Source organism: Ruminococcus sp. 8Y-12 (assembly GCF_058119865.1).
In genome coordinates this window covers 3587148-3605899 of record NZ_CM176623.1, presented here as the reverse complement: position 1 = coordinate 3605899, position 18752 = coordinate 3587148, and the positions used below count along the sequence as shown (strand labels likewise).

Genomic DNA, 18752 nt, shown 5'->3' with positions numbered 1-18752 from the left:
TGATCTTAAAAAGCATAAGAAATGAGGTATAGAAAGATGAAAGATATCATTGTGCAGGGCCTTACCCAAAATAATTTAAAGCATGTCACATTCAGAGTGCCTAAGGAGAAAATTACGGTTTTTACTGGAGTGTCGGGTTCCGGTAAATCCAGTATTGTCTTTGATACCATCGCCGCTGAATCACAGCGACAGATGAATGCCACATATCCCGCATTTGTGCGGTCCAGGCTGCCCAAATATCCTAAGCCGGCGGTGGAACGGATTGACAACCTAACTGCATCCGTTGTGGTGGACCAGTCTCCGCTCAGCGGAAATGCCCGCTCAACGGTAGGTACCATCAGCGGATTGTATTCCAGCCTGCGGCTTCTGTTTTCCAGAATCGGAAAGCCCTTTGTTGGTACAGCGTCCTGTTTTTCTTTTAATGACCCTAGCGGTATGTGCAAGACCTGTTCCGGCCTTGGAAAGATTACAAAGGTAGAGGTGGAAGCCATGATAGACCCACAAAAATCATGGAGAGAGGGCTGTGTGAAGGACTCCCTATTTCGTCCCGGCTCCTGGTATTGGAAACAGTACGCCGAGTCCGGACTCTTTGACCTTGACAAGCCTGTCAGGGACTATTCCAAAGAGGAATATAATCTCCTTCTGTACGGCTCTCGGGATGGCAGAGGGGAACCGGAAAATCCTAAAGTAACCGGAATCTGCCATAAATATACAAAAACCCTCTTAAACCGGGATATCAGCGAAAAAAGCAGGCATACCCAGGAAAAATCAAAAAATCTGATTTCCGAGATAGAATGTACGGAATGCCACGGCAAACGGTTAAACAGGGAGGTTCTGCGCTGCAAAATTGATGGGTATTCTATTGCGGACATGTGTGGGATGGAGCTTACCCAACTCCGTGAAGTCCTTTCGCAGGTATCAGATCCAACCGTAGGAGTGCTGGTGCAGACACTCCTGGAGGGGCTAGACAGAATGATTGAGATTGGCTTGCCTTATCTGCATTTGAACCGGGATACGCCGTCCCTGTCCGGTGGGGAGGCACAGCGGCTAAAGCTGGTCCGGTATATGGGCAGCAGTCTGACGGGAATGACCTATATCTTTGATGAACCCAGTGCAGGTATGCATCCGCGCGACGTATACCGCATGAACAACCTGCTAAGGCAGCTGCGAGACAAGGGAAATACTGTCCTTGTGGTGGAGCACGACAAAGACGTCATTTCCATAGCGGACCATGTGATTGATGTGGGACCACTGGCAGGACAAAAGGGCGGTGAGATTGTTTTCACCGGAAGCTATGCAAAGCTGCTAAAGTCCGATACCCTCACCGGGAAAGCTATGCTTCAGTCACTTCCGGTGAAGCAGAAGCCACGCATCGCTATGAGCAGTCTTCCTGTTAGGGGAGCTAGTCTGCATAATCTAAAAAATGTGGATGTGGATATCCCGCTGGGGATCATGACAGTTGTAACCGGAGTAGCCGGGTCAGGCAAGAGTACCCTGATTTCACAGGTGTTTGCCAAACAGTACGCTCGTGACATCGTGATGATTGACCAGGGGCCTATTACAGCCACCAACCGCTCCACTCCGGCTTCGTACCTGGGATTTTTTGATGAGATTCGTAAGCTGCTGGCACAGGAAAGCCAAAAACCGGAAGGTCTGTTCAGCTTCAATTCCACAGGGGCCTGCCCAGAGTGCAAAGGCAAGGGTGTCATTGTGACGGAGCTTGCTTTCATGGACCCGATTGTCACAGAGTGTGAAGCCTGCGGAGGGGTTCGGTATAACAAAGAAGCGCTTGCATGCACTTATAAAGGCAAAAATATTGTGGAACTGCTGGGTCTGACTGCCTCTCAGGCCATGGAGGTATTCGAGGACGCCAAGATTAAAAAACGGCTGAAGGTGATGCAGCAGGTGGGGATATCTTACCTGACCCTGGGACAGCCCCTCAGTACGCTCTCCGGCGGAGAACGTCAGAGAATCAAGCTGGCTAAAAATCTGGGGAAGAAGGGTAGTATTATCGTGATGGACGAGCCAACCACTGGCCTTCATATGTCCGATATCGAAAACTTATTAAAACTGTTCGATATGATCGTATCCCGCGGAAACACACTTGTGGTGATAGAGCATAATCTTGACGTGATGAAACAGGCAGACTGGATCATTGATATTGGGCCTGATGGCGGCAAAAACGGGGGTGAAGTGGTGTTTACGGGAACGCCTTTGGATATGCTGATGAATGCGAAAACACTGACAGCGGACAGCCTGCGGTCTGCTTACTAGCACATCGTTTCGATAAACTAGATTTTCATTGTTTATAACAAGATTGGCGTGTATAATATAAATAATAGGATGAAAGGAGGAACGGATGTACTATTCTACAAAATATGATTCGCCGCTGGGAGTGCTGACCATCGCTGCTGATGGAAAGAGTCTTGTGGGACTTTGGATAGAAGGACAGAAATATTTTGGCGGAGCTATTTCTGATAAATTCGAAGGAGAAGATGAACTTCCGGTGCTGCAGAGTGCTAAAGAGTGGTTAAACCGCTATTTTGCAGGGGAAAGGCCGGACATTTCCAAACTTCCGCTGCATCCTCAAGGCGGAGCATTCAGGCAGGAGGTGTGGAAAATTCTCTGTGAGATCCCCTATGGACAGGTAATTACATACAGTGAAATTGCAGGAAAGATGGCAGAGAAGATGGGCAGGGAGAGAATGTCCTGCCAGGCGGTAGGGGGAGCTGTGGGCCACAATCCCATTTCCATCCTAATCCCCTGTCACCGTGTTGTGGGCAAAAACGGCAGCCTGACCGGGTATGCTGGAGGAATCGATAAAAAGATAAAATTGTTGGAGCTTGAGGGGGCAGATATGTCAAATTTGTTTGTCCCTAAAAAAAGGTACGGTACAAACACAAGTGGTCTGAAATAATTTAAATTAATGCAAGGATTTCCCCGGAGCAATCGTATTATAAGTGAGGTACAAAAAACAACAATAGCCAGGAGGTAATAAAAGAATGAAAAAGATGTTAATGTTGGGAGCAGTAAGTGTATTGTCGATTGCAATGGGGACAGCAGTGTTTGCATCAAACTCCTTTGGGGGAGAAACAAAGGAGGCTGCAGCGGGTAATGCCTCACGACCGGTCTGTACAACTATGGCTGTGAACGCTAAAGATAGCTCATATACTTATACAGATGAGAATCACGATGATTACTGCAGGTATCATACGGATGCAGATCATGACAATGTATGTGATAATTGTAATAATGCGTATGTACATGAAAGTTCGCACAACAGTTCAAATCGAAATGGTCACGGTGGCTACAAATCCCACCATTTGGAAAATCATATTCACGAGAATCATCACGAGTAAACCCATCGAAGGCTGTAAAGGCTGCTGCACAGACTGTAGCAGCCTTTTTCCGAAATAAAATGACACGGCTGGATCTGAGGGGTATAATGAAATCGGGAGGTGATGCATATATGCGCAGCGAGACAGAGGTCATTCATTCCGTGGAAAAATACGCGGACATGGTGCGGCGTATTTGTTTTTATCATCTAAAGAACCAGTCCGATACAGAAGATGTATTCCAGAATGTTTTTTTGAAATATATGATGCACGATGAACCGTTCCGCAATAGTGAGCATGAAAAAGCGTGGCTGCTCCGTGTGGCTATCAATGGCTGCAAAGACTACCTGAAAAGTTTTTTCCGGCGCAATACAATTCCTCTGGATACAATAAGTGAGATGGTGATGGAAGCGCCGGAGGATCACAGGGAGGTTCTGGAAACAGTGCTGTCACTTCCAAGTAAATACAAAGATGCTATTTATCTGCATTATTATGAGGGATATACTGCCGCTGAAATAGGAGAGATCCTGGGCAAAAAGGAAAATACCGTTTATTCTCTCCTGTCCAGAGGGCGTGGAATTCTAAAGAAAGAGCTGGGAGGTGAAGAGATTGGCGAATAAAATACATGATGCATTTGACAGCATTAAGGCAGATCCCCAGATGGTTGAAGCTGCCAAGCAATCTATTTTGAAGAAATACAGAAAAAAACAACACTGGATTCTTCGCCCTGGGTTTCGAGGTGCCCTTGCCACGGTCTGCATGGCATTGGTTCTGGCAGTGGGAATCGGCGTCTATTCATGGATTCAAACGCCGGTTTCTTATGTGAGTATAGATGTGAACCCATCCATTGAACTTGCGCTGAATCGAATAGACAGGGTAGTGTCTGTGACGGCATTCAATACGGAAGGCGCCAAGATACTAAATGACCTGCCGCTAAAAGGTCAAAAATATACGAATGCCATTGATATGATTGTGGAAAGTAACGACATGCGTGACTATCTGACGGATGAATCCGAGCTTGTTTTTACAGTGGCAGCTGACAGCAGACGTGAAAGTGAGTTGAAAGCGGGAGTGGAGAGGTGCTCTGGTCATATTGAGCACAAAAGTGAAAGTGTAAGTGCAGATATCGAAGTTGTTCCCCAGGCCCATGACCATGGGCTTTCACTGGGAAAATATTATGCTTATCTGCAGCTAAGCCAGTATGATGGAAGTGTTACGGTTGATGAGTGCAAGGATATGAGTATGGCTGAGATTCACGGATTAATCAGTGAACATGAGCACGGTGGGGAGCATGGGCAGGATAATGAGTATGTGGGAGATAAAGAGCAAGAAATAACAGAGAAGACGGATACACATAGCGGCAGCATGTCAGATCATGGAGGAAAACATCATCGGGAAGGGGAGCATGAGTAAACCTATGTGGCCCGGGAATGAAAGCAGTGTTATGAGCAGTAAAAGGCGGCTTTGATTTCTCAAAGCCGCACTGATGTAAAATGTCAAGTCAAGTCATTTCTGAGGGCATCAATAATATTTTCCTTCTTGATCTTATTTGTAGCATACAGCATTGTAATAAATATTACAAGGAACACTCCGAGTATACTAATTGCAATACTGCTCCACGGGAAGATATAACCTATGCTGGCTCCGCCCAGGAACATCCCTTCATAAATCAGCCAGGAGAGAACACATGCGATGGGCAGCCCTAGCAGCAATGTCCGTATGCCATAGAGCGCACACTCAAAGCGCATCATTCTGTTAAAGGAGCGGTCAGACATCCCCACAGAGCGGAGCATGGCGAGTTCCTGTCTCCTAAGCCTTATATTAGTGGAGATCGTGTTGAACACATTTGCAACTGCAATCAGAGTGATCATGACGATAAAGACAGCCGTGAACAGATTTACAATAAAGGAGAGATTCCTGTTTTCATCCAGAATCGCATGGAGATTGTACAGATTGTAGTCAGAGGTAATGGCCGCGGCATCAATCATTGTCTGCATTTGTGATGTGGACTGGGCAGGATTTTCTGACCAGAAAGTCAGCCCAAACCTTTCCGGTGACCCTAATGTGTCAAACTGAGGTTTGGCCTGGTAGGGGGCAACAACCATAAAAACATAGTCCGTAGTATCTGATGGATCTTTCGGAATTGGGTCCAAAGGATAGGTATCTGAAAAAGTAGTGGAGATCGTTTTCATTTGTTCCCCATCTTCAGAGAGAATCGTAAAATCCATGGTGGGATTTTTAAACATATCAATAATCGCAGAATCAACCATTTTTTTACCTACTATGATCATTTTTGCGTTTTCCCCCCAATAGGTTTCCTGGGACAATCCAAGGCTTTTGATATAGTCTTTAAAGAGATCATCCTCAATAAACTGAACGTTCATTTTCAGGTTTAGTGATTCGCCAGTCACGTCTAAACCATTGTCCTTTTGGCTGCTGTTTAAAAAATCATCTGTAAGCTCCTCTGTGTCCACCTTGCAGGAGTAGGCGGTCACTGCCTGATAGGTACTCTTGTAAACCCCGTCTGCCGTTTTCAGCTTGTCATTGAGATGAAAAAATTCCTTTTCATCCATACCCTTTGTATAAAAACTGATATCGCCGTCCATTTCTACTGCGGACTGCTCTGCAGTCTGATTCAGAGCTGTTCCAAAAGTACTTATTGATACAAACAGTACGACACTAAGCGTGAGTGACAGGATAACGCTGCGATAACGCCGTCGGTTTCTCTTAAAGTTTTTTAAAGCCAGCGTTCCCTCCAAGCCATAAAAATGCTCTGCAAATTTCGATGTTTTTACAGCCTTAGCCTCCACTTTGATCTCATTTGTCTGACGTATACATTCCATGACAGGAGTGCCGGCGGCCTTTTTGGCGGGGATATAGGCTGAAATCAAAATCGTAATTATGCTTATGACTGCCGCTGCAGCGATTGCAGGAATAGAAATATGCAGGGTCAAAGGTACACTGTCGTACAGCACGTTTCCAAAGTATTTAGCCACAAGGGAAATGACAAACTGTACACTGGGTATCCCAATCAAAATGCCCAGTGGAACACCAATTATGCCGATTATCATTCCCTCAAACAACACAGAGTTTCTCAGTTGTTTTTTCGTTGCTCCAATTGACATGAGAATGCCAAACTGGTGTGTACGCTCATTTAAAGAGATATTGAAAGAATTATAGATTAAAAACACCGATCCCAGCATAACCAGGGCAATCGATATGCAGCCCACCGAATAGAGAAGGGTATTAAATAAGGTATCATCCGAAAGCCCCATAAACCGTAGTACATCATCATTCAGGACATAAGTGTGGCCTTCGGCCGCACCTCCGGCGTAAAAACGGACTCTGCCTGGCTTTTCCAATGTGACAAAGGTGCATAAGCTGTTCGATGTACTTGCAACTTCCTCTTTTGTAATCAGAGTATAACCCGGTGCAGAATATTCCTCAAACGTAGGCCTCTGGTAAATACCCACGACGGTATAGGTCTTCTTTGCTGAGGGGATAAGTATTTCTTCTCCATCCCGGAAGGAGTCGTGTTGACTGAGCGTTTCGTTTCCGGCACGGCGGGCTCCCACCTCAAGGGTGAGGGTATCATTAACCAGGATCTGAACACCTCCGTTTGCAGCAAGATGTGCCGGAATAAGTATCTCACCACTGTTCTCTGGCAATCTGCCGGAGAGAAGATTCACCGGCAGAGTATCGAAGGTTTCTCCATTGAAACCGGCAATGAACAGATATGGTTTATCAGGATTTTTCCCATCCTCAAGCGCTGCGTAGCCAATATTTTCAAAAGTTGCAACATGTTTCACTCCGCTGTCATCAGCCTGTTTTTGAACAAACGAGGAGTCAACATCTAAAAAAGCAACATGCCAGTCCCCGCTTTTTACAATTGCTCCTTTTAACATATAATTTTGCACAGATACAGCAAAGGTTGCGACGACTGTTATCAGGGCAGCGGACAGAGCGACTCCGATTACGGTAACAAGTGTCCGTGTGCGGTTTTTTTTCAGCCCTTGCAGGGCAACTTTATGAAAAATATTCAATGTCTTGCCACCTGCCTCTCATCACGAACTACTTTTCCATCTGCGATGGTGACAATACGGTCAGCCTGCAGAGCGATATTCTCATCGTGGGTGACAATAATCAATGTCTGGTTGAATATTTTATGGCTTTCTTTCAAGAGATAGATAATTTCCTGTCCATTTCTGCTGTCCAGACTGCCGGTAGGTTCATCAGCCAGACACACTTGCGGCGAGTTCATCAAAGCGCGGCCAATGGCAACGCGCTGCTGCTGTCCGCCGGAAAGCTGGTTAGGCAGATGGGTTCTCCGCTCTGTCAGCTCCAGCAGTTCCAAAAGATCATCCAGACGCTCCTGGTTAACCTTGCGTCTGTCCATCAGTATGGGGAGAGTAATATTTTCCACCACATTCAGAGTGGGGATGAGGTTGTGAAACTGATAAATCAAACCGACCTGCCGCCGACGGAAAATGGCGAGATCTTCATTACTTCCGGCATATACATCCTGTCCATCCAGGAATATTTTACCGCTACTGGGGGGATCCACACCGGCGATGGTGTGAAGAAGTGTGGATTTACCGGAACCAGAGGAGCCGATGATAGCGGTAAACTCGCCTTTATCAATAGTGAGGGAAACATGGTCTAATGCAGTGACCTGATTTTCGCCTTTTCCGTAGACCTTACATACATCTTCAATTCTTAAAAACTCCATTATGTGAGCCTCCTTTTTATCTTTACCCATATAATAGAACTTTCAACTTACATCTCTGTGACTTTTTAGTGAGAGATCCGTCACTTTTCGATGAGAGATCTGTCACTTTGGAAAATGAAGGCAGAAAACAGCCCCGCCTTTTGAGTGATTCTTTGCGGAGATGGTTCCCCCGTGCCGGGTTATTATCATTTTACAGAGAGACAGTCCGATACCATATCCTGAAGCATCCTCATTTTTTCCACGGTAAAACCGTTCAAACAGATGGGGTAAATCCTCTTTTTGAAAACCAGTTCCGCTGTCATGGATGGTTATCGTTCCAAACAGAAGGGTATCTTCACAGACAATCCTGATTGTTCCGTTATCGCCTGTGCTCTGCATACAATTTTTGAGAATGTTCTGAATAGCCTCAGAAAGCCAGCTAAAGTCTCCCTGAATGGTCATGCCTTCCGGCACATCCGACTCCAGAGTAATGTTGTGAAGCTCCATGGGGATCAGAAGCGGGCGGAGTGCAGCGCGAATCAGATTGTTTACTCTGATCTGTTCACTTTGAAAAACCACAATACCGGCATCCAGGCGGGACAGCTTGAGCAGAGAATTAAGCAGCCAATCCATCTGTACAAACAGTTCCTCTGCCTCCCGGAGCAATGCCTTCCGCTTGTTTTCCGCAGCCTCATTCTTTAACAGAGAAAGAATCAGATTTGCAGATGTGAGAGGAGTGCGTAGCTGATGGGCTATATCTGCAAGGGAGTCCGCCAGATGTTGTTTTTCCCTTTTCAGCGCATCGTTCTGCTCACGGATACGCACAGTCATTTTCGTTATTTCGGTCTGCAAAATGGAGAGCTCCCCTTCATCGGATTCACTGATATACAGACGATCCGCATTATGAAGCACAAGGTCAATTTGATCTGAAATCTGTGCAATACTTTTGTATCTGGCCTTTGTAAATATCCAGAAAGCCGTTCCATAGACCCCGGCTGAGCATAGGGCCAGTACTCCGGCTGCCGGATGCAGGGAAAAGCCGGCAGCGGCAGAGAGTACAGTGATCACAACAAACCAAACGGCAAACTGCCTAATTTCCTTATTCCGAAACATGACTGTCTCCCAACCGATACCCTGTGCCATGTACCGTAAGAATGATCTGAGGATCTGCAGGGATATCCTCAATCTTTTCGCGCAGCCGTTTGATATAGACCGTTAAAGTATTATTATTGACAAATTCGCCAGCAGCATCCCACAATTCGTCCAGCAGCCGCTCCCTTGTGATTATATTTTTGGGATTGTTTATAAACACCAGCAGCAAACGGTATTCCAGAGCGGAAAGAAAAACTTCTCTGCCATTTTTCCGGACAACACCGCTGGATGTGTCCACATGGAGTCCGCATATTTCAAAGGTGGACGGAGAGTGTCCGAATTTTCTCAGGGCCGTCCCGATCCGAGCAATCAATTCCCGCGGACGAAACGGTTTAATAATATAATCATCGGCACCCATATTCAGCCCGGTAACTACACTCGCTTCATCTCCGGAAGCAGTGAGAAAGATTACAGGTATGTGCTGCGACTGCTTGATTTCTGTACAGACGGCGAACCCGTTTCCGTCAGGCAGGGAAATATCTACCAACGCAAGGTCAAATTTATTGTCTGAGAGCATCGCAATAGCCTCCCCCTGGGTGGGAGCGTGAGTGACGGCAAACCCCTCTGAGCGGAGCAGAAGTACAAGGTTCTTAGCAATTGTTTTATCATCCTCAACCAAAAATATCCGTTTCATTCTATTCACTATCCTTCCCTAAGTTTAACCGCAGAGGCTGCTTTTTTCTTCGGCGTTATTTTGCCATACAATCATGGTAGCGCAACGCTTGGGGTATGTCAATGATTACCTATAATTAAGATAGTCCATTGCCCGCCCACAAATGCTAAATGTTTATACTCTGTTCTGAATAGGCTTGACAATCTAGTTTTTCTAATGCATACTATTAGATATATTGCTAATAGATCAAATGAATGGAGGTTAACATGGACATTATCATATTAGGACTTCTCATGATTCAAAATTGCACAATCTACGAGATGAAGAAGATTATCGAAAAAAACTTTGGCAATATCAGTAGCAGCAGTATAGGAAGTATGCAGGCGGCGGTAAAAAAATTACTGAGTAAAGATATGATCTGCTTCAGTGAGTATGTTGAAAACAGCGTAAATAAAAAAGTATATGAAATTACGCACGAGGGCAAGGAACATTTCCTCTCCTCTATATCAGAGCCTATGCTTTACAAAGAAAAGAACATGGAGTTGAGTAAATTTTTCTTTATGGGTTTTGCCTCAAAGAGTAAGCGGTTGGAACTTGTTGCAGCTTATGTCTCTGAATTGCAGAAAGAACTTATTCGCCTTGAACAGATAAAGGCGGCTGCCGAAATCCAACCCCAATTTGATGAAGATTACCTATCAATACTTAAAGAGAAAGGTGCTACTGAAATACAAAGCGTTACAGATGTACAAGAAATTGCTTTTTACCAATTGGCAATGCTCAATTTGTCAATTGGTAAAATCAAGTTTGAAATTCAATGGTTTGAAGATTTCAAACAGAAATTATTGTAAGAAGGGGCAATGGCATAGGGTTAAATACACATATTTGTAATATGGAGGTCAATATGGAAAATAAAACAGAATACAAAATTAAAAAGCTCTCTGAGTTGAATCCCTCGCAAGTCGAACAGGCTGTTGCAATATTTATAGACGGTTTCTATTACATCTATGCTAAAGCCGTTTCAAAGGATAAAACTTTATTGAAAGAGTTGTTTATAGATGCCTTTGATTATGATATGGTTTTTGTTTGCTTATATGAAGAGAGAGTAGTTGGCTTTCTCGGATTAGGCAATAGCCATAAACGCTGTTTGGCTTTGAGCAAAGAAACCTGCAAGCGTTTATTCGGCAATTTCAAGGGGGCTATAATATATATGCAAATGGGCGGAATGCTGCACGAAATAACCGTTCATGGGATAAACGAAGGATATATTGATTACATAACCACTGATGATAACTATAGAGGAAAAGGCATTGCAACGCGGCTCATAAAATATGCTTCTGATAAACTTTCCTATGAAAGTTTATCCCTTGATGTGCTGTCAAAAAACACAACGGCAAAAAGGCTGTATGAGCATTTAGGGTTTGTACAAACTCACATCAAGAGAAACCCATTGGTAATACTTGGAGGTTTTGGCAGTCAAATTGTGATGAAGCTAGAAGTTGACAAAGATAAAAAGGAAATCTGACATTCCGATTTTTGTGAAACGGAAAGAGGGAGTGGCTGAAAGAGATATGTGTCTAATTGTGAACTATCGGACAAACGATACTTTTTTCGATAGTTGTGGACTTTTCTCTATATATCTGCTAAAATACACCTATAGGTACATATAGAAAGTAGGTTTTAACTATGGCAGAAAAAAGTTTTCATGAACAGGAAAAAATAAATAATATTATAAAGCTGCGCACCTATCTTGCAGAGCTTCCACCATATGTGACAGATTATTGCCGTGGCCGGGAAACTACACAGACAGCCAGGACTCAGATTTCTTATGCGTATGATTTTAAAACATTTTTTTGGTTCTTAACAACTGCAAATCCTGAATTCAAGGATAAGAAAATAAGGGAAATTCCTCTTAATTACTTGGATAAACTTGCTCCTTCTGATATTGAGGAATATCTGGAGTTTTTAAAATGTTATCAACATCCAGTGACCGGAAATACAGTTACGAACGATCTGCCAGGGATTTCGAGAAAATTGTCTTCACTGCGCAGTCTTTTTACCTATCTGCATAGGCATGGTATGATTAACCAAGATCCCACAGCCCTTGTGGACACACCAAAGCTGCACGAAAAAGAAATTATCCAGCTTGACCCCGATGAGGTAGCCATTATGTTAGATTATATGGAAGAATGTGGCGCCAATATAAGTTCCCATAGAAAAGCTTATTACCAAAAGACCATTATACGTGATCTTGCGGTTGTCACTCTCCTACTCGGAACCGGCATCAGGGTGTCAGAGTGTGTTGGTCTGGATATAAACGATGTGGATTTCAAAAACGACGGAATTCGGATCATTCGGAAAGGCGGTAATGAAATGATGGTTTACTTTGGTTCAGAGGTTGAAACTGCTTTACTGAACTATTTGGAAATCCGCGAAGCGATTGTTCCGCTGCCAGGACATGAAAATGCCTTATTTCTCTCTATGCAGAAACGCAGGATCAGCACAGATGCCGTTGAAAATGTAGTGAAAAAATACTCAAAAGCTTCCATTCCACACAAAAATATCACCCCCCACAAGCTGAGAAGCACCTATGGCACTGCACTGTATCAAGAAACCGGGGATATTTACCTAGTGGCAGATGTACTCGGTCATTCAGATGTCAATACCACAAAAAAGCATTATGCGAAAACGGGTGACGCCAGAAGGCGCCAGGCTGCTTCTGCAGTTTCCTTGCGTGAAAGTAAGGAATAAATAAAGAAGATACCGGTTTGTCCATATATTTAATACTCTTCATGATCTTGAATACAGTCAGCATATCCTCTGCACTTAAAAAAATTGAATTTATAGAATTTTACTATGTCACATATATAAAATATGTTATACTATTTTGAAAGAAGAACTATAGTAAATTCTACAGATTTTTGGAAAAGATAGTCCTGAATGAATCAGGTATTTAACACCGAAAGACTGACACCATAGTTAATGTAATACAGAAGATGGAGAACAGAGGATGAATCGGGAATCAAAAAACATTAAGAAACAAAGTAAAGGCCGTGAAAAGCGCCAGATGATCACGCTAAGCATCATACTGCTTTTGGGAATATTTTTGTTACTGCCTTTTGTGATGAAACAGGCCCAGAGCTGGAAAAACTCTGATGGCACTTCCTATACAGTGAAAGCCGGGCATATGTCCGATGGATCGGAAGATCAGACGCTCCGGTCCGAAGAGCCGGAGCCCTCACAGACAGAAGTGGTAACCACTGGAACAGAAACAGATGAGACAATGACAGAGGAATCCGAGCAGGTAACAGAGACACAAACAGAAAAGCCAAAAACCACAGAGGAAAAGCTGCAGGAAATTTCAGAAAAGAAGTATCTGTATCCCGAGGAACTCTTAGAGATGCTGGAGAGAAATATTGAAACTATCGATTTTGTCCTGGATTACCCGAATAAAAAGAACCGTGTATATACAGATTACCTGGAGGAAGATTTTGAGACAGGTGACATTCCCCTGCTTCTTCAATGGGATGAACGCTGGGGGTACGGGGATTACGGGAATAATATTGTGGCTGTCAGCGGATGCGGCCCTACCTGTATGGCAATGGTAATCGCGGGACTTACGGGCAATCGCTCCGTTACTCCTTATACAATGGCAGAGTACAGTCAGGAACACGATTTTGTGACTGCCGAGGGAAATACAGCCTGGGCCTTTATAACAGACGGCGGAATGGAGTTTGGGGTTAAGGGACAGCCGGTATCTTTGGAAGAGACTTTGGTGACAGAGAAGCTAAAGCAGGGAATACCTATTATCTGCAGCATGCGCCCGGGAGATTTCACTACCTCCGGTCACTTTATTGTTCTCACAGGTGTTCAAAACGGAAAGATCAAATTAAATGATCCAAACAGTATAATAAACAGCCAAACATTATGGAGTTTTTCAGATTTGGCACCTCAAATAAAAAATCTGTGGGAAATGAGTTTGACAGAATGAAATAATTTTGAAAATCAAATAATTATGTGCTATAATTCCTTCGTAGAAAATGGAAATAGGAAGGAAATTAATAAGCATGAAGAAAAGGAAAAAAGGACTTCTCATCAGTCTCTTGGTTCTGGTAGTAATTGTAGGAGCTGCTACAGTAATTGTTGGAAACTATTTTGTGAACTTTGCTTTAGTGAGAAAGGCATCTGGCGCGCCGAATGTGGCTCCGGAGTCAGTGACTTCCGATGAAGTGGAAGCTGTAGTCAATCAGAATGCAAAAGCCATGGATCAGCAGTTGGATAGGTGGCTCTCCATAGTTGAGAAAGAGACTGTTTCCATTCAGTCTCAAGATGGTCTAAAACTAATGGCTGACCAGTTTTTACAGAAGGAGGAGAGCCATAAATGGGTCATTTTGATTCATGGTTATACAGGAAATCGAACCAATATGCAAAAGGTTGGCAGCTTTTACGGAGATCAAGGTTACCAGGTTGTGACCCCGGATATGCGTTCCCACGGTGAAAGCGAGGGGACCTATATCGGCATGGGATGGCTGGATCGAAAAGATGTCCTCCTTTGGACAAATTACATACTCGAAGAAGACCCGGAAGCGGAAATTGTACTGCACGGTATCTCAATGGGAGGAGCCACTGTTATGATGACTGCAGGGGAAGAAGATCTGCCCGGCCAGGTGAAAGCTGTTGTAGAGGACTGTGGATATACCTCTGTGTGGGATATCTTTGCCGATGAGCTGGATGCTCTTTATCATCTGCCGGCATTTCCGGCTCTGCATATGAGCAATATGGCAGCCAAGGTACGGGCTGGATATGACCTAAAAAAGGCATCAGCCCTTGAACAAGTGAAAAAAAGCCAGGTTCCCATTTTATTTATCCACGGAAGCCAGGACAACTTTGTTCATACAGATATGGTCTATGAGTTATTTAACGCGGCTCAGTGCGAAAAAGATATACTGGTTGTGGAAGGAGCTGGACACGGGCAGGCTTACACATTGGCCCCGGACCTGTACTTTGAAAAAGTGTTTGGGTTTTTGGAAAAACAGGTGTTTCGCGAATAGATGTATTGAGACAATGACTACCCCCTCTTTACAGTTAAAATGTAAAAAGGGGGTTTTTATTTTTATTCCTCAAACTCCGCTGTTACGATGTATCCTCTGGGGGTGTTCTCAATACTGATGATTGTACCTTCCCTGGCTTTGATCCGATTGCTGCCCTTAAAACATCCCGACATAGCTACAGCAGGCTCTATGATATAACTGAAATTCATATTTGTCTGGATCTCTGTGATTTCTACCTTTTGTCCGGGATCCACAAGTCCGGGACGCTCCATTTTAAATTTTTCTTGTCTCAATTTTTATATACCTCCTTTAGGATTCTACTCCTTAGGAATTATATCATATATAAGCTTTGCATACATCTATTTTAATTCAGCAGAATAATAAGGTATCATCAGCTTTTGCCCATAGTATATCTCGTCTTCACAGATAGAGTTAATCTGACGCACTTCATTGATGTATTCCTCTGGTGTCCCATATCCCTCTGTCATATAGTCCTCTGCAATATCCGTCAGAGTCATGCCATTGTCTACTTTTATGTCCGTATAATATTTGTAGATCTCCTGCATCTGCGGGGTTGAAGCTTTTACAACAAGTCCTCCAAATACTACAAGGGCTGCAAAAATGCAGATGCATGCTTTTGCTATAAATGTGATTCTGTTGTGTCTGTTCTGGACAGTGTCCATTCCTTTTCTTCTCTTTTCAGCTTGGTGTACTCTCATAATCTTTTATCCCTCCGTAATGAAAATGATACAAACATAAGTTCAGAACATCTGTTTGTTATAAGAAAATTATAGTATGCGAACGTTTGTTTGTCAATACGTAAATTCGAACAAAGTTTCTAAACATTTGTTTGCATTTTTTCCCAGTCTATGGTATCATTAATAAAACATATTTTTTCAGAAAATTCAGCCCTCTTCCGCTGCGGCCATTTTAGATCAGATGTCCTGATTTGGAGATTTCGGGTGGAGGTTTGATATAAACAGGAGGTACATATGGCATACGGTAAGATTTCAAAGAAACAGGAAGAGATATTAGAGTACATCAAAAATGAAATAATAAACAGAGGATTTCCTCCTGCTGTGAGGGATATCTGTGAGGCAGTGAATCTGAAGTCAACCTCTTCTGTCCACTCACACCTGGAGACGTTGGAGAAAAACGGTTATATCCGCAGAGACCCCTCTAAGCCCAGGGCTATTGAGATTCTGGATGACAATTTTAACCTGACCAGACGGGAATTAGTGAATGTCCCTGTAGTGGGCCGCGTGGCAGCCGGTGAACCCATACTTGCTATTCAAAATGTGGAGAGTTATTTCCCTGTTCCTGCAGAGTATATGCCCAATGAGCAGACCTTCATGCTTACAGTCAAAGGCGATAGTATGATAAAAGCCGGAATTTTTGAAGGAGACCAGATTTTGGTGAAGATGCAGAAAACTGCAGAAAACGGGGACATTATTGTGGCTCTGATCGATGACTCCGCTACGGTCAAGACGTATTATAGAGAAAATGGGCATTTTCGGCTGCAGCCGGAAAATGATACCATGGAACCCATTATCGTTGAGGAGATGGAAGTGCTGGGTAAGGTGATAGGCGTGTTCCGTTTTCTGTCATAACTTTTATTGTAAGTGTTAAAGCGGAGAGTTCCCAATGGTTACCGGGCCTCTCCGCTTTGTGTATGAGTGTTGCTATTCTGATAAATATAGTTTCAGTTTCTGGTAAGCGTCTTTTGCAGCCTCTTCACTGGCTGCCTCACCTCTGTAAACCCTTTTTACGCTTTCCAAGAGTGTCTCCTTTACCGTTTGATCAATCTGAAGTGGTTTATGGATACCCTTGACCATTTCCTTGAATGCTTCTACCTGCGATTCGCCGGGATTCTCACATGTAATTGATACCCTCTCTCCATTTTCTTCCCAACTGAAGAAAAGCTCCTCCTCTGCCTCAACCGCATGAATTGCTTCAAAGGCTTTTTTATTGACCGGAAATCCCTCTCCCATATCTATATTCTGCATATTATAAGAAAAAAGGATTCTTAGGAAATCTTTTGCAGCCTCCTGATTTTCGGACATTGCATTGATTCCAATGGAGTCATAGGGAATATAGAGTCCGTCTATGAGGCTGTACTTCTGGTCATACTGCTCTGCAAAAGCTGCTGGTTCTGCCAAATCCCAAATGGTCTTGACCTCTCTTACTGCTGCTAAATCCCTGCCCAGGCAGGAGGCAGTACCCAGGGAGAGCAGATACATTTCTTCATATCCCTCCGACATTTCCGCGTCCTCGGCGGTTGCATTGACATACTCTCCCAATCCAGCCACTGCATCCATGTACTCTTTGATTGCCTGTTCATCCGGCAGATTGGCAGTGATTTCATTGTAATGCATAAGCAGCAGAGACTCGGCGAGCGCCTGGCTTACCACATTTTCAAAAAGTGGGGTATCCCCGGGATTTTTAAGGAACTCATTGATCTTACGGATAGAGCCAACCTGTTCCATAGCGTGTTCGCTTCCATATAGAAGGGGAACGCTAAACCTTACCGGAATAGAGTAAACATTTTCCCCATCCTGAGGTACAATGCTGTCCAAAAGTGCGTCATCTCCCTGAAATTCCCTGTACAGTTCAGTCAAATCAGCCAGCGCGCCCTTTTCAATATAGGACTTAGCCGGAAGCTTATCCAGCAGAATCAAATCGGGCCCGGACTTACCTGAAAGGATTTCCGTGTTCATTATACGGATGGTCTCGGACAAGGAGCCCTGTTTCACCTGTTCGCCATAGCTCTGAAAATCCACTTTAATATCAGGATACTGCTTCTCAAACTCATTGACTGCCCTCATTATCGTATTACTCTGACTAAGACCGATGATGCGTATTGACTTTGACTGTGCAGGGGGTTGGTCCGGGGCGTTTTGAACGGAAGCGTAATGATAATATTTTATTGAACAGTTGCCGGAGGCGTCCTTGTATAGCACATAGCTGCTGTTGTCTTTTCCCATCTCAAAGGAATATGCGCTTTTATTCTCCAGCAGCGAGGGCATATCAGATGCATCGATGATAGTTTCTGTGAGCTTTCCGTCAACGGAAACGTGATGCAATCCCTTTTCATCCATGTAATAAAAATCATTTTCCGAACCGGCCCGCAATAGCTTCCACTGTGTTTTTGACGCTGCAATCTGGTTTTTTTCTTTTCCAGTCTCCAGATCGTATAGGACAAAACCGTTTTGCTCCTGATTCAGAGTGATAAGGGTACTCCCTATAGCTGCGACATCATTTCGGATATTGGTATCTCCTGAGCAAAGCGTATATTCGCGGATTACCTTCCCAGTGCTGTCATACTGTTCAGCCAAAGTCCCCATATAGGACAGAAGAAAGGAACCATCCGCCTGTCCCAGTATACTGGAAGGGTAATCCGGTGAATCTCCTCCCATATATTTTTGGATATTATCCGCTGCCAACTCTTCCACGCCATCCTCTTTCATTCTAAGGACATGGGGGTAATAATCTGCGTCATAATAGATAAAATAGACAGCGCCATCCTCACCTATGGATACCGTCCACGGGGAAGACGCCTCCTTCAGGTAAGAGTCCAGAACTGGAAGCTCCTTCCTCTGAAAACTTTTATCCTCCTGCATCTGGTAGGCAATCCCCTTTTTGGAAGCAGTATCCACTGTATAGATCAGGATATTTCCAGAGGGATCTTTTGTCAGGTTGACAATCTTTTCGTCCCTCCCCTCAAAAGGCAGCGCAATCTCCTCTTCCTGATAACTTTTCACTGTACTGGTTTCCGCCTTGCTTGTATCACCTTCTGCACTCTTTGTGCTACATCCTGTTGCTGTAATTAAGAGTAAAATTGTCAAAAGTATTGTTGCTTTCTTCATAATAGCTCCTTTCTTAATTGGTATCCGACG

Annotated in this window: 18 protein-coding genes; 11 read left to right on the top strand and 7 right to left on the bottom strand. The window is 43.9% G+C overall.

Annotated features, from left to right (window positions below; all coding sequences use genetic code 11):
• Nucleotides 1-36 precede the first annotated feature (36 nt).
• The 5 genes from AC0THY_RS14240 to AC0THY_RS14220 all read left to right on the top strand — a co-directional run bounded on the left by AC0THY_RS14240 (nt 37) and on the right by AC0THY_RS14220 (nt 4748).
• Entirely contained in the window at nt 37-2274 is a 2238-nt protein-coding gene (locus AC0THY_RS14240) for an ATP-binding cassette domain-containing protein (RefSeq protein WP_489991263.1), read from the top strand.
• Between the two features lie 85 nt (nt 2275-2359).
• A complete protein-coding gene (locus AC0THY_RS14235; RefSeq protein WP_489991262.1) occupies nt 2360-2917 on the top strand; it encodes a methylated-DNA--[protein]-cysteine S-methyltransferase in 558 nt (185 codons plus the stop codon).
• Between the two features lie 85 nt (nt 2918-3002).
• Nucleotides 3003-3359 (top strand): hypothetical protein, encoded by a 357-nt coding sequence (locus AC0THY_RS14230; protein WP_489991261.1) that lies wholly within the window; start codon nt 3003-3005, stop codon nt 3357-3359.
• Between the two features lie 110 nt (nt 3360-3469).
• Nucleotides 3470-3955, top strand: a complete 486-nt coding sequence (locus AC0THY_RS14225; RefSeq protein ID WP_489991260.1) for an RNA polymerase sigma factor — start codon at nt 3470-3472, stop codon at nt 3953-3955.
• Nucleotides 3945-4748, top strand: coding sequence for an anti-sigma-I factor RsgI family protein (locus AC0THY_RS14220; RefSeq protein WP_489991259.1), 804 nt, complete (start codon nt 3945-3947; stop codon nt 4746-4748). The genes AC0THY_RS14225 and AC0THY_RS14220 overlap by 11 nt, the downstream gene beginning before the upstream one ends.
• Nucleotides 4749-4831: 83 nt before the next feature.
• On the opposite strand, the gene AC0THY_RS14215 is transcribed toward AC0THY_RS14220, so the two are convergent.
• From AC0THY_RS14215 to AC0THY_RS14200, 4 genes are all read right to left on the bottom strand, one after another.
• Nucleotides 4832-7378 (bottom strand): ABC transporter permease, encoded by a 2547-nt coding sequence (locus AC0THY_RS14215; RefSeq protein ID WP_489991258.1) that lies wholly within the window; start codon nt 7376-7378, stop codon nt 4832-4834.
• On the bottom strand, nt 7375-8064 hold the full coding sequence (locus tag AC0THY_RS14210; protein WP_489991257.1) for an ABC transporter ATP-binding protein: 690 nt from the start codon (nt 8062-8064) through the stop codon (nt 7375-7377). The genes AC0THY_RS14215 and AC0THY_RS14210 overlap by 4 nt, the downstream gene beginning before the upstream one ends.
• Nucleotides 8065-8166: 102 nt before the next feature.
• The gene (locus tag AC0THY_RS14205; protein WP_489991256.1) at nt 8167-9156 is read right to left on the bottom strand and encodes a sensor histidine kinase; all 990 of its coding nucleotides are present in this window, start codon (nt 9154-9156) and stop codon (nt 8167-8169) included.
• Entirely contained in the window at nt 9143-9829 is a 687-nt protein-coding gene (locus AC0THY_RS14200; RefSeq protein WP_489991255.1) for a response regulator transcription factor, read from the bottom strand. Before AC0THY_RS14200 ends, AC0THY_RS14205 begins: the two co-directional genes overlap by 14 nt.
• Nucleotides 9830-10074: 245 nt before the next feature.
• On the opposite strand from AC0THY_RS14200, the gene AC0THY_RS14195 reads away from it, so the two are divergent.
• The 5 genes from AC0THY_RS14195 (at nt 10075) to AC0THY_RS14175 (ending at nt 14856) form a co-directional block, all read left to right on the top strand.
• Nucleotides 10075-10656: a hypothetical protein gene (locus tag AC0THY_RS14195; RefSeq protein WP_489991254.1), complete on the top strand. Its 582-nt coding sequence runs from the start codon at nt 10075-10077 to the stop codon at nt 10654-10656.
• A gap of 53 nt (nt 10657-10709) precedes the next feature.
• Entirely contained in the window at nt 10710-11330 is a 621-nt protein-coding gene (locus AC0THY_RS14190; RefSeq protein WP_489991253.1) for a GNAT family N-acetyltransferase, read from the top strand.
• A gap of 161 nt (nt 11331-11491) precedes the next feature.
• Complete coding sequence (locus AC0THY_RS14185) at nt 11492-12556, top strand: tyrosine-type recombinase/integrase (protein WP_489991252.1); 1065 nt, start codon at nt 11492-11494, stop codon at nt 12554-12556.
• A 259-nt stretch (nt 12557-12815) separates the two neighbouring features.
• On the top strand, nt 12816-13796 hold the full coding sequence (locus AC0THY_RS14180) for a C39 family peptidase (RefSeq protein WP_489991251.1): 981 nt from the start codon (nt 12816-12818) through the stop codon (nt 13794-13796).
• Nucleotides 13797-13872: 76 nt separating this feature from the next.
• The gene (locus AC0THY_RS14175) at nt 13873-14856 is read left to right on the top strand and encodes an alpha/beta hydrolase (protein ID WP_489991250.1); all 984 of its coding nucleotides are present in this window, start codon (nt 13873-13875) and stop codon (nt 14854-14856) included.
• A gap of 62 nt (nt 14857-14918) precedes the next feature.
• On the opposite strand, the gene AC0THY_RS14170 is transcribed toward AC0THY_RS14175, so the two are convergent.
• Both AC0THY_RS14170 and AC0THY_RS14165 read right to left on the bottom strand, forming a co-directional pair.
• A complete protein-coding gene (locus AC0THY_RS14170; protein ID WP_489991249.1) occupies nt 14919-15149 on the bottom strand; it encodes a hypothetical protein in 231 nt (76 codons plus the stop codon).
• A 66-nt stretch (nt 15150-15215) separates the two neighbouring features.
• Nucleotides 15216-15575, bottom strand: a complete 360-nt coding sequence (locus AC0THY_RS14165; RefSeq protein ID WP_489991248.1) for a hypothetical protein — start codon at nt 15573-15575, stop codon at nt 15216-15218.
• A 273-nt stretch (nt 15576-15848) separates the two neighbouring features.
• On the opposite strand from AC0THY_RS14165, the gene lexA reads away from it, so the two are divergent.
• Nucleotides 15849-16466, top strand: a complete 618-nt coding sequence (lexA, locus tag AC0THY_RS14160) for a transcriptional repressor LexA (protein ID WP_489991247.1) — start codon at nt 15849-15851, stop codon at nt 16464-16466.
• Between the two features lie 72 nt (nt 16467-16538).
• Here the strand turns inward: lexA and AC0THY_RS14155 are convergent, their stop codons facing one another.
• A complete protein-coding gene (locus AC0THY_RS14155; protein ID WP_489991246.1) occupies nt 16539-18722 on the bottom strand; it encodes a hypothetical protein in 2184 nt (727 codons plus the stop codon).
• Between the last annotated feature and the right edge of the window lie 30 nt (nt 18723-18752).